The 11,914-nt window shown below is 45.4% G+C and carries 13 protein-coding genes and 1 pseudogene; 12 read left to right on the plus strand and 2 right to left on the minus strand.

Annotation, left to right across the window (positions count from 1 at the left end; all coding sequences use genetic code 11):
* Nucleotides 1-16: 16 nt before the first annotated feature.
* Nucleotides 17-259 (minus strand): annotated as a pseudogene (locus ACL9RG_RS10625) (hypothetical protein); the annotation flags it as partial.
* Between ACL9RG_RS10625 and ACL9RG_RS10630 the strand changes: the two are divergent.
* The 11 genes from ACL9RG_RS10630 (at nucleotide 147) to ACL9RG_RS10680 (ending at nucleotide 9,736) form a co-directional block, all read left to right on the plus strand.
* Nucleotides 147-569, plus strand: a complete 423-nt coding sequence (locus ACL9RG_RS10630) for a hypothetical protein (RefSeq protein WP_422792607.1) — start codon at nucleotides 147-149, stop codon at nucleotides 567-569. The pseudogene ACL9RG_RS10625 and the gene ACL9RG_RS10630 overlap by 113 nt on opposite strands.
* Before the next feature lie 707 nt (nucleotides 570-1,276).
* On the plus strand, nucleotides 1,277-2,101 hold the full coding sequence (locus tag ACL9RG_RS10635) for a winged helix-turn-helix domain-containing protein (RefSeq protein WP_422792570.1): 825 nt from the start codon (nucleotides 1,277-1,279) through the stop codon (nucleotides 2,099-2,101).
* Nucleotides 2,102-2,282: 181 nt separating this feature from the next.
* Entirely contained in the window at nucleotides 2,283-2,561 is a 279-nt protein-coding gene (locus ACL9RG_RS10640) for a hypothetical protein (RefSeq protein ID WP_422792571.1), read from the plus strand.
* Nucleotides 2,562-3,146: 585 nt separating this feature from the next.
* Complete coding sequence (locus ACL9RG_RS10645; RefSeq protein WP_422792572.1) at nucleotides 3,147-4,364, plus strand: beta-ketoacyl-[acyl-carrier-protein] synthase family protein; 1,218 nt, start codon at nucleotides 3,147-3,149, stop codon at nucleotides 4,362-4,364.
* 1 nt (nucleotide 4,365) lies between these two features.
* Nucleotides 4,366-5,880: a phytoene desaturase family protein gene (locus ACL9RG_RS10650; RefSeq protein ID WP_422792573.1), complete on the plus strand. Its 1,515-nt coding sequence runs from the start codon at nucleotides 4,366-4,368 to the stop codon at nucleotides 5,878-5,880.
* Nucleotides 5,871-7,103, plus strand: a complete 1,233-nt coding sequence (locus tag ACL9RG_RS10655; protein WP_422792574.1) for a beta-ketoacyl-[acyl-carrier-protein] synthase family protein — start codon at nucleotides 5,871-5,873, stop codon at nucleotides 7,101-7,103. Before ACL9RG_RS10650 ends, ACL9RG_RS10655 begins: the two co-directional genes overlap by 10 nt.
* The gene (locus tag ACL9RG_RS10660) at nucleotides 7,100-7,366 is read left to right on the plus strand and encodes an acyl carrier protein (protein WP_422792575.1); all 267 of its coding nucleotides are present in this window, start codon (nucleotides 7,100-7,102) and stop codon (nucleotides 7,364-7,366) included. Before ACL9RG_RS10655 ends, ACL9RG_RS10660 begins: the two co-directional genes overlap by 4 nt.
* A 36-nt stretch (nucleotides 7,367-7,402) precedes the next feature.
* Nucleotides 7,403-7,831, plus strand: a complete 429-nt coding sequence (locus ACL9RG_RS10665; RefSeq protein WP_422792576.1) for a hypothetical protein — start codon at nucleotides 7,403-7,405, stop codon at nucleotides 7,829-7,831.
* 19 nt (nucleotides 7,832-7,850) lie between these two features.
* Nucleotides 7,851-8,780, plus strand: a complete 930-nt coding sequence (locus ACL9RG_RS10670) for an alpha/beta hydrolase (protein WP_422792577.1) — start codon at nucleotides 7,851-7,853, stop codon at nucleotides 8,778-8,780.
* Between the two features lie 48 nt (nucleotides 8,781-8,828).
* Entirely contained in the window at nucleotides 8,829-9,236 is a 408-nt protein-coding gene (locus tag ACL9RG_RS10675) for a hypothetical protein (RefSeq protein ID WP_422792578.1), read from the plus strand.
* Nucleotides 9,233-9,736 (plus strand): acyl-CoA thioesterase, encoded by a 504-nt coding sequence (locus ACL9RG_RS10680; RefSeq protein WP_422792579.1) that lies wholly within the window; start codon nucleotides 9,233-9,235, stop codon nucleotides 9,734-9,736. Before ACL9RG_RS10675 ends, ACL9RG_RS10680 begins: the two co-directional genes overlap by 4 nt.
* A 61-nt stretch (nucleotides 9,737-9,797) precedes the next feature.
* Here the strand turns inward: ACL9RG_RS10680 and fabG are convergent, their stop codons facing one another.
* Complete coding sequence (gene fabG, locus ACL9RG_RS10685) at nucleotides 9,798-10,559, minus strand: 3-oxoacyl-ACP reductase FabG (protein WP_422792580.1); 762 nt, start codon at nucleotides 10,557-10,559, stop codon at nucleotides 9,798-9,800.
* Nucleotides 10,560-11,211: 652 nt separating this feature from the next.
* Here fabG and ACL9RG_RS10690 point away from each other — a divergent pair.
* On the plus strand, nucleotides 11,212-11,880 hold the full coding sequence (locus tag ACL9RG_RS10690; RefSeq protein WP_422792581.1) for a cysteine hydrolase family protein: 669 nt from the start codon (nucleotides 11,212-11,214) through the stop codon (nucleotides 11,878-11,880).
* Nucleotides 11,881-11,914 lie beyond the last annotated feature (34 nt).

The following is an 11,914-nucleotide window of genomic DNA, read 5'->3' on the forward strand; positions in this document are numbered from 1 at the left end:
GACCGTTAAAAACACCATTAGTGTCTAGTAGTGCACCACCTCCCAAAGAAGATATAACGGAGTTTAATTGGAAAATATTGGTCGCATCAGTATTTGTAGTACCAGCCGCGAGGTTTACTAACTGCCTATTGTATCCAGTATTCCCAATGGAAAATGAATCGTCTCTCTCCGCTACAGAATTATTACCCAAAGCTATAGAATTATTTGCCGTGGTAATACTATTTTCACCAATAGCTATCGCCCCAGCAGCATTTTTTATTTTGGAGAGATTACCAATTGCAATAGAACCTGCACTACCTTCGATTGAAGATCTCGTCCCTAAAGACATTGCATTTTCTGATTTATTTATAAAACTAGATGTTCCTAGCCCAATAGCATTTTTGGAACCATCATCAACAATCGAATCTCCACCTATCGATATAGATCTTTCAGAATTAGCCTGTGCATATATTCCTAACGCAATGGCTAAAGCGCCATTATCTTTCCCGCCACCACTAACAGACGAATCACCTAAGGCTACGCCCCCATTCCAAGCTTTAGAACTAGCTCCTAATGCCGCACCCTTATAACCTGGCCCCGCCGCTTTATTTTTATTCATCGTCGCTTGAGCTGGGGCTCCATCCTCATCAGCTGAAGCAAAATATTTAGTATCATGGCTTGAAGAAAACACGGAAAAAGACATAAAAAATAAGATAACAATTATACTTTTTTTAAATATGCTTTCACCATAATTTTTTCCAACCATAAAAAAAACAATAGCTTTATGAAAATTTATAATAGTAAAAATACCGTTACGCATTTCAATATATTTAAATCTTTCACAAACTCCCTTTAAGGAGGTATTTAGTCCCTTCATATTTCTCATTGATACCATATTATAAAAAATTAACTTATGGACACCTACTTGTCTTCACAAGCACTTAAGGCGCTTCACCACATAACAACGAGCATTAAAAAATCGCAGTTGCTTATATTTCAATACACTTAGATATGTTCAGACTGGAAACTTCAACCTAGAGAAACAATAACCTTAGTGCGATGATTTAAAAACCAATCACTTATTAACTAAAATAAAATCAATAAAAACATCGCCAAAAATAATAAAAAACCAATAAAAATCAATGCAATAAACCGAATATCTTATCTTTTATTTTGCTTGAGACATGTTTTTAATCACACTGGAAATTTGATGGGATTTTTCTTATAATAATTTGACAGCTTAATGTGCCAGATAGTGATTGTTCAGATATTCCCTTAAAAAGGCATTGGTATAAATATGGATGAACTTGATGAAAGGAACGGTTATCTACTTAGTAGTAATGTAGAGTTTTGGCCTACAAAATTAGAGCTATATCGCCGAGATATAAAAAAAACATTTAAGCTCCAGTATCCTGCAAGTTGCTGCTTGCTAGAGCTTGTTAGAAAACAACCAATGATTGTATCGCAGTCGGAATTGATGGAAACCGGCTGGGCCGATAGAAAAGAATATGTCACTGCCAATGCTTATTACCAATGCATTCTTAACTTACGTAAAGCACTAGAAGATGCGGGATTAGATTCACATTTTATTCGCACGGTGCATCGCCGTGGTCTGCGTATCGCACCAAATGTCAAAATAAAAAGCATTATTCAAACACCATTAAAAATGGACATTGAAAATAAAGAAGAAGAAACTGTACCATCAATAAAGGAAATAGTACCAATAGAGACAAGCTCTCAACCGATGGCGTCTATTAAGTCCAATAAAAAAATCACGCCTTTCATTCTATTCCTATCAATCTTCATTATATTTATTCTTTCTGTCTTTATCACCCCGCAAGTTTATAAACGAAATCAATATTATAACTTTGATGATTACATTCAAATTACAAATATCGGCGACTGTCCGGTATATGTGAATTCAACACTGCTCGATAAAGCATCATTTGAACGTTTCATTAAATATAATGATATTAGCTGCGGAGAAAAAACCTGGTGGTATATTACACGCTACCCCAGCTCACCTAGAAGTTCACTCATACGCTGTCTTCGTCCTTTAACCGGGGATAAAAAGACCTCTTGCACAACAGATTATTATTATGGGCTAAGAAATTATGATTAAAATAAGAAAAAAAAACCTTATTTACGTAATCATCACAACATTAATATTATTTGTATTTTCATTACATTTCCTAAAAAAAGAGACAATATATTGCACTGGCGATTTAGTTGTACATAGGAATAATGAAATAGTAAAAACCAACATTACTTACAACCTATCGAATAGCTTAGGTAATATCGACATGGTAGGGGAACTGCACCGTGATAATAAAATTATCGGTACAATATCTCGAAATGTAACATTTCACTACATTAATAATGATTTTAACTATAGGCTCACATCAGAATCAATTAACACAAATTCAATGGACACGCTGAATGATGATGCTTTAAAAGAATATGTGCCAGCCTTCTTTCTCCAGCCAAATCAAAAAATGTCTCTTAATATTAAAACTATCAAATCAGGTGGCTGGATTATCTCTACCAATTCCGTCCCTTTTTTAATGTGCAATAAAATATGAAATACCCTTTATAAGATTTCGCTGTCATCGGCACTGGCTATAGTGCCACCACCATGATTTTACCCTTGTTGTCCGTAAAGAATGGCTATCTATTGTGTATCCATGGGCTAATGCAAGCGATGTTCGCATCACTTCCAAGCCAGTTTATCATCAAGTTACGGCTTACTCGGCATCTGAGAATTATTTAATATAATCCGTCAAAATTTTTCTTTATCATTCTAAAATGGATATTTAAACTAATATCTCCCTATATCGTGCACTACTTTTCATTACATCATCTATATTATTTGCAATAAATGCTAATGAAATAACAGGTGTCTTTACGCCACCAGCGGTCAAGATTACTATCAACCCACGCTTACCACTTAAGATCTTAGGTATTAATTCCTAATGAAAATTAAAGTCGTCATTAATTAATCACATAAACCTTTATCTATAAAGCTTACCAACATCACAGCCATGCCATTGATTTATATTGTTATTTTATATCTTTTATTAAGAAAGATGTGAAATTGTTTTCATTACGAAAATAAAATATCAAACCATATTAATATGGATTTAATCCTATATTTAAAAGAGGTTAATATGTTGCACCGCGTCGCAATTACTGGACTCGGCATTATTTCCAGCATTGGTATTAATCTGGATGAAGTGACTGAGTCTCTCTATACGGGTCGTTCCGGTATTGTTGTCGATAAAGAACGTGAAACATTAGGATTTACGTCCCCACTTTCTGGTGCGATAAAAGACTTTGATAAAAAATTTCCACTCAATCGTAAACAGCGTAAGTCGATGCCACAGTTTGTTGAATGGGCATTTGAAGCGGCAATGTCAGCACTTGTTCAATCAGGGCTTTCCCATGAAGAAATACAAAACCCGCGTTCGGGGTTAATTTTTGGCTGTGATTCTAGCGTATTAGATGCTGCCGCACAGACAGAACAACTGAAAGCCAGTAAAGATACCTCAGTGCTGGGTAGTGGCTTGATATTCAAAACCATGACGTCATGTATCACCATGAATCTTAATGCCATTCTGGGCACTCAAGGTGCGTCATGGTCCATCAGTGGTGCCTGCGCCAGCGGCGGGCACGCGATTGGGCAGGCGGCAGATTTGATACGATTTGGCCGCCAGGACCGCATGATTTGTGGCGGCGCACAGGAAATTAATTGGCAATCCATGTGCAGTTTCGATGGATTAGGCGCCTTTTCAACTCGTATTGCCACTCCTCACGCAGCCAGCCGTCCTTTTGCTAAGGGCCGTGATGGCTTAGTCCCCAGCGGCGGTGCGGCGGCGATCGTGCTGGAGCGCTATGATCTGGCCGTAAAACGGGGCGCGAAGATCTTAGGTGAAGTACTCAGCTACGGTTTTTCCTCAGATGGCGAGAATATTATTGTTCCCAGCCGTACCGGGCTTGGCAGAGCAATGCGTATGGCACTGCAAGAATCAGGATGCGCCAGCCAAGATATCGATTATATCTGCGCGCACGCCACATCAACCCCGAAAGGCGATGCCATGGAAGCGGCAAATATCACCGATGTATTTGGCCCGTGCAAAGTCCCAGTTTCCTCAACCAAATCAATGACCGGCCATGAGTTGTGGATGAGCGGCGCCGCTCAGGTTGTCTACACCTGTCTGATGGCACAACACGCATTTATGGCGCCCAATATCAATTTCGACGGGCCGGATGAAACCACCGCCCAGCTTGATATCGTCACGCAAACGCGGCTCCAGCCCATCAAGAAAGCTTTGTGCAATTCGGCTGGATTCGGTGGCACCAACTCTAGCCTGGTATTGGGTTTCTGATATGCAAAAGCGACCTTCCGCTGTTGTCATTGGGGCCGGACTTTCTGGTATGACTGCCGCATTGCTGCTAACCATGCATGGATATCAAGTCGCGCTGATTGAATCTGACAAGAAGGTCGGGCAGATGTTGCGTGGCTTTTATAAGAGCCGGGTTTACTTCGATAGCGGCATGCACTTTGCCGGGGAACTGTCCGAACATGGTTTGCTCACCGCTTATCTGAGCTATCTGGGCCTGAGCAAACTCGACTGTGTCGATTTTGATCCCACCTGTTTTGAAAAGGTACGTTTTTCAGACGGTTGCGAATTTGATATTCCGGTCGGTTATGCCGCGATGACGGCACAGCTTATCAATGATTTTCCGGCGGAAAAACAGGGTATCCAGCGCTACATGAGTACGCTGCGCGAGGCGTATTATCTTTCCCCCTTCCATTCGCTACGCAAAGGCGCGCAGCCCGGCGTAGAACGCGATTACCCACAGTGGCAGGTGCCCGCCTCACATATTATCGCGCAACATGTTCGCGATCCTTATTTGCGTACCTTGTTGGCGATCCCCTGTCTGTATCACGGCGTAGAGCCGGACAAAACGCTGTTTATCCAGCATGCCTGGGTTGCTGGTACTCATATGGATAGCGTACGCACCTTCGCACGCGGTGGCTTGGGTCTGTCTGAGGCGTTTGAAACACGACTCAACGAGGCCGGAGTGGCATTGCACTGTCAACGCCGCGCAATAAAAGTTCACTGCCGGGCAGATGGTCAGTTGCAGGATGTCGAACTCGATAATGGTGAGCACCTTAGTTGTGACGTCGCCGTTTATACCGGCCATCCTCACTATCTTCCAGAGTTAATGCCAGAACATGCAATGCGTCCCGCGGCTCGCAGCCGCTTGCGCGAACTCAACGATTCGATGTCTGGGCATTTACTCTATCTGACCTCGGATCGGCCACCGCCGGATATTCTTAATAAAAAGAATGTGCTGTATTGCCGCCACGACCTGCCGTTTAACCAACAGTTCGCGCCGCAAAAAAGTGGCCACGGCGGGCCGTTTTATGTCATGTCCGGGCCGTCAGTTCTGGCACAACAACCGGGTGATACTGATGCTATCGGCGATTACATTGCGGTAGCACCCTGCCTGCCAGACGAATACTTGCCTTTCTATGGCACCGGCAGCGGTAAACGTCCGGCGGAGTATCGGCAGCTAAAAAAGGAGCGTCTGAAAGATTTTTCACAACAACTCTTCGCCGCGCTTCCTGAGATGAACGGGTTTCGTGTCGTGGGCGGAGGAACGCCGCTTACACTACAGAAATATCTTCATTCGCCGCACTGCGGCATGTATGGCGTAGCACACGATATCACTCAATACCCACCGCTGCCGAATACCAAAGTGCCGGGATTTTATCTTGCAGGCCAGGGGATAACGGCACCTGGCGTGCTTGGCGCCATCATTTCTGCTTTTGTCGCATGTGGTTTCGTAGTGGGTCATTCCACGTTAATAGACGGAGTTCGAGCATGCAAATAAGACGAGTGGTTATAACCGGGGTTGGTGCCATCACGCCGTTTGGGCCGGGCGTCGATCGACTCATCGCGGCGCTGGCAGCAGGTCAAAGTGGTATTAGCGTATTACCCGCCCCCGCCTATCGCAACGACAATGAAGCCGTGCCGCAAATCGCAGGCCGGGTGACGGATATCGACGTAAGTACGATCGCGCGTAAGCATCGGCGAACTATGTCGCCCATGTCGCTATATGCTGTACTCGCCGCTCAGGAAGCCTTAACTCAGGCACAACTGCCGCTGGAGAATATCAATAACCCACGTTTTGGGATCATTGTCGGCTCCACAATGGGTAGCGTTGAGGCTTACCAATCGGTATTCGAAAATTATTTGCCGGAGCATCGTTTTGATACGGTCAAAACCAGCGCTTTTTTCAAAATGATGGGCCATACCGTCGCCTCAAATTTAGCACAAATGCTTGGCGTGACGGGACGCGTAATGGCGCTGTCTGCGGCCTGTGCGTCAGGTGCGCAGTCGGTTGGGGCGGCGTTTGAAGCTATCGCCTGTGGCGCACAAGATATCATGCTATGCGGCGGTGCTGACGAGCTGCATCCTCTCACTATCGCCACCTTCGACCTAATGTCGGCGGCATCGCGGCACTATAACGATAGGCCAGAATGCACGCCCCGGCCTTTCGATAAAGATCGCGATGGTGTCGTCTGCTCGGAGGGCGTTGGCCTGCTGTTACTCGAATCTTACGATTCTGCGCAGCAGCGCGGAGCCACAATTTTAGGTGAGGTGGCAGGATTTACTAGCGCAAGCGATACATCAAGTATTGCCAGTCCGGCCCCTGAGCCGCTATTAGCCTGCATGCAAAGCGCCTTAGCCAGCGCCCGCCTTGATATAAGTGATGTCAGTTATATCAATGCTCACGCAACCGGCACGCGTTCGGGAGATATTGCGGAAAGCCAGGCCATTCGCATGCTTTGCCAGCAACACATCCCGGTATCTAGCCTGAAAGGGCATCTTGGACACACGATGGCCGCCAGCGGTGCCATTGAGCTTATCGCCTGTCTGGCGATGATGCAGCGCAATACCCTATTCCCCACCCGCAATCTTGTTTCACCAGACGAACAATGCCAGGGAATACAGCATGTTCAATCTCAGTTATCCACCCGCGTTAATACCGTTATAAAAAATAGTTTTGCGCTCGGTGGCGTGATTTCTAGCTTAGTGTTGAGAAAATTATGATGGATAAAACAGTATTAAAAAAAGAAATTAACCAGATCCTGGTTAATGAATTTGAACTCGAAATGGGCGATCTCAAACCAGAGGCCGATCTTTATGAAGGGTTAGGACTCGATAGTCTGGATGCAGTAGATATGGTGATTGCGTTTGAAAAAGCCTTCACTATTAAAATCGGCAAAGATACCGGCGTGCTGACTATTAAGACGTTAGGACAATTGCAGGACTTTGTGATTGAGAAAATTACGATGCAGCAAGCGGCTTCTTAATGAACAGACATCCGCGATTTATAGGCCGTACCTGCTATGAATGAACCCAAGCTGCAATTTCCTGTCAATGCAGCGCATTTCATCCCCCAGCAGGGTGAGATGTGTTGTATTGATGAGATTATCGCTAGCGCCGGAATAAGTATTTCGGTGACCGCTACGCTGCACCCCAAGCATATTTTACTGACACAGCAGAAAGTTTTGGTACGGGCTGGCTTTATCGAACTCGCTGCACAGTCTGGTTGCGCCCTGATGGGGCTGGGGCAAAAAAGCAATCTCCCCGCCACGGCTTGGCTTGCTGGCGTGCAAAACGTCGTGATCCACAAAGATGCCTATGAAGATGACGTCCTGCTCATCTCAGTGAGTATTGCGCATGAATTAGCGGAAATACGGGTGTTAGATTTCAAGATAGCCACCCAACACCAGTTGCTTGCGTCTGGCAGCTTAAAAGTCTTCTATGCCCAATAACAGCGATGGGCCCGAGCGCATGAGGACTGAACCGCGTCATTTAGGGAACAATGGATTGATGTTGACTGAGAAAGGAATTTTTCATCAAGGAAGTCGGTTTGCCGTTCTCCTGATCCACGGTTTAACCGGCACACCAAAGGAGATGGACTCTCTGGCGCGGAGATTACACCGCTATGGATTTACGGTCTCTATCCCCGTTCTTGCAGGGCATTGCAATACTATTGATAGTTTGCTGAGTACCAATAAAACAGATTGGTTGGCTAGCATAGAACAGGAATATTGTCGTCTGGTATCCCAAGGCTACAAAGTGTTTGTCGGTGGTTTATCGGCCGGTGCAACCATGAGTATTTTGTTGGCGGATAAATATCCTGATATTACCGGCCTTGCTTTCTATTCCATCACATTACGTTGCGATGGCTGGAGCGTATCCCGGCTAGGCATATTACTACCGCTATTACTCAAAATACCGTTATTCCGCAACCACTACCGCTTTAAAGAATCTCATCCCTATGGCATCAAAAATGAGCCGCTGCGTGAACGTATCGTGATGAAACTCGAAAGCGGTGACAGCTCAGCGGCGGGCCACACCAGCACGCCGGGCGTGATTCTGTATGAAATGTTAGACCTTGCCAAAGACGCCAGGCTGGTGATGCCAAGAGGCAAGGTGCCAGCACTGATTGTTCATGCCCAGGAGGACGATTTGGCCAGTGTCTCTAATGCCCTATATGTCCATAAACATTACGCAGGCCCTAATGAACTGCTGCTTTTACAAGACAGCTACCATCTGGTCACTATCGACCAAGAGCGCCAATCCGTTGCCGATGCCACAGCGCGCTTTTTCTATGATTGTTTGAATCACGATGAGCAGCAGGAACTCCGAGCACAAGCTAAAAAAAGGTGCCAGCACCTCCGAGTGACGCAGGCAAAAACGGCAATAAAGCTAAGGTGAACTAGCACCTGCCTTTTTCTATAACAGGCACAGGAGAGGAAAAATGCTATGACAGACTTATCCGCAGATATTCCGAGATTTATTACCACACCGCCGCAGCAGTTCTGCCAACCAAATGGCAAAAAAAGCACAGTCGCTCAATTTTGTCTTGGTGATGATTTTGTCGGTTTTCGAGGTCATTTCCCGACAAACCCTGTCGTGCCAGGCATTGTGCAGATCATGTTAGCGCAATATACGGCGGCATGTGGTGAGCCAAGTACACTGACTGATGTCATACAATGTAAATTTACCAGCCAGATAAAACCTAACGATCGTATTGATGTTCGTGTTGATCAAGTCGCCGCCGACCGGGCCCATCGTTATACAAGCACCATATTGGCCAACGGTATTCGTTCAGCAACGTTGTTATTTGAGCTGCAGCTTTGTTATTTGAACTGCAATACGGATAACGGATGAATAACATGAAACGCTTCCCCTACTTTACGCCGCAGCCTTGTCTAAATGGCAACCCGATCCCTGAACCTCTGCCTTTTACAGTCGAACGAACTGTGCGTTTTGAAGAAGTCGATTTGATGGCTGTGCTCTGGCACGGGCACTACGCCAGCTATTTTGAAGATGCGCGCGTCGCACTGGGAAATTTCTATGATATTGGTTACCAAGTGATGATGCAGCACAGCATTTTGGCACCGGTGCGCCAAATGTACGTCGATTACCGAGCACCCTTAGTCTTTGATGAACGCTGCACCATTACCGCGTTGCTGCATTGGAGTGAAGCGGCAAGGCTCAATTTGTCTTACCTGATTAAGAATCAGGCGCAAGAGATTGTCGCAACAGGTTACTCGGTGCAGATGTTTATTGATGCGCGGCGAAAACTGATGCTCGAACAGCCGACCTTTCTTCATGATTTCTATCAACGATGGAAATCTGGTGCAGTTGCAGGGGTAAATCTCGCATAGGATTAAGTGGCTTCTTGTTTTTTAAACAAGAGCCACTCTGGCGACGACATACTATCGCCAGTTAGCCAGTAAATAAGCCGCCGTTTACCGCAATAACCTGGCCGGTAATATAGCTGGCCCCCGGAGAGGCGAGAAAACTGACCACTGCCGAAACTTCGGCAGGCAGCCCGACTCGACGCAGAGGAATACTCTGCTTAATCGCATCCAGCGGTAACTCACCGATCATTTCGGTGGCAATAAATCCTGGCGCGACGGCATTCACTAATACATTTTTACGTGCCAATTCAACTGCTAGCGAACGGGTGGCGCCGATAAGCCCTGATTTAGCTGCCGAGTAGTTCACCTGCCCGGCAACGCCGGTTTGGCCTGCGGTCGATGAAATCGTAATAATACGCCCCTGTTTTTTATGCAGCATCAGCGGGGTCACTAACGAGGTTACGTTGAAAAAACCGTTGAGATGAACAGATAAAACCTGTGACCACTCGGTTTCTTCCATCATCGCGAGCAGTTTATCGCGGGTGATCCCCGCATTATTCACCAAAACAAAAGGCGCGCCCTGCTCATCAAGCAAAGGCTGTAGCGCTTGCCTCACCTGCTGTATATCAGCCACATCAAAGGGCACTAGCAGGCATTTTCCCTTTTCACCCTGTATCTCGTCGCGAACAACGGCCGCCGCCCGGTGATCGCGGTGATAATTAAGCCAAATGTCAAAACCATCACGCGCGAGTTGACGAGCAATTTCTGCACCAATACCTTTACTGGCCCCCGTAACCAATGCAATTTTCGCTTGGCCAGCGGCGGATTTATCAGCGTTATTTTTCATGATGTCCTTATACCTACATTCATAATAAAGAAAAAAGCCGTCGGCTTTAGGCATAAGTTATCGCGATTATTAAGCGGGAGGCTGATCAAATCATGGGGTTGGCGGCGGTTAGCTCTATGCGACCAAAATATTCAAAATCACTGCGCTAGTCGTATAACCTATCAAATACAATTGCACCATCTCAATGCCCGTAAAGCGCACCATTGCACCACATTGTGTCATTTTTACTCAGCATGGATTAAAAGAGTGCAGTGGGATAATAGGGTATGGCGCGGTTTCCAGTACAAACGATTGCTGTATTCACATTTAGCGCGGGATTTTATTAATAAAAACTTACATTGCGAAGTTATTTATTGCATTTATTAAGGAGAGATAAAAGTACGCGCATTTTATTTCCCACACGTATTATCTCAAACTTTAAGCACCAACACCTTGTTCTGACGGCATTAAATAGACTATTTCACTACGTTGAGTATATCCCCATTTCTTATTGCCGCTTATTTAGATCTCAGCAGGAATTCTCTTGGCATAGGTATTGCAGAAGATTTTGCAAATACTGTGATATCGCCGATGTAGTCATTTTTAATAACAGTATAAAAATAGCAACCGATTACAGATTTAGCCTGTTGTTTTGCCAAGGGAAATAAAAACTATGTCATTACATCTTTTGCCCGTTGCACCAAAACCTGCCTTGATCATCGTTGATATGCAAAATGATTTTGTCCGTCAGGGTGCGCCGTTTGAAGTTCCAGGCGGTAGAGAGACCATCGCACCACAACAGTCGCTACTGAAATACTTTCGTGAAAATGGCTACCCGGTGATCTTTTTACAGTGGGTTAGCGTGGCTAATGATCCGTGGCGCAGACTAGAAAGTAAATTCACCTGGACCGAGTTTTTAGATGAAAACACTAAAGCTTGTCGTGTGGGCCATTTCAGAAGCTATGAAGATAGCAGTGAGCCGGTTGACTGCGCTGCCATTATCGATGAGCTGGCACCGATTGCCGGTGAACCTATCGTACCTAAACACGGTTTCGGTGGTTTCTATGGCACTAACTTGCACGACATTTTAAGTGCATCTGGCGTCGATACCTTGGTATTCACCGGTGTGGTGGCGGAATGTTGTGTTGAAGATTCGGTACGCCAAGCTTACTACCATCATTACGCCAGCATTGTTGTCTCAGATGCCGTGGAATCAATGAGCGCCACCAGAAAGGTCGAATGTCTGGCCGTATTAGATGAGAACTATGGTTGGGTGGCAGATAGCGCCAGTGTGATTGCGCATTTAACCATGCAGAACCAGCAAGCCTCCGTTAACGCTTGATGAATAATAATGGGCAGATGTCTATTGCACTAGC

It is taken from the genome of Rouxiella sp. Mn2063, from assembly GCF_049319665.1.
In the GTDB taxonomy this organism is placed as follows: Bacteria; Pseudomonadota; Gammaproteobacteria; order Enterobacterales; family Enterobacteriaceae; genus JBMOUD01.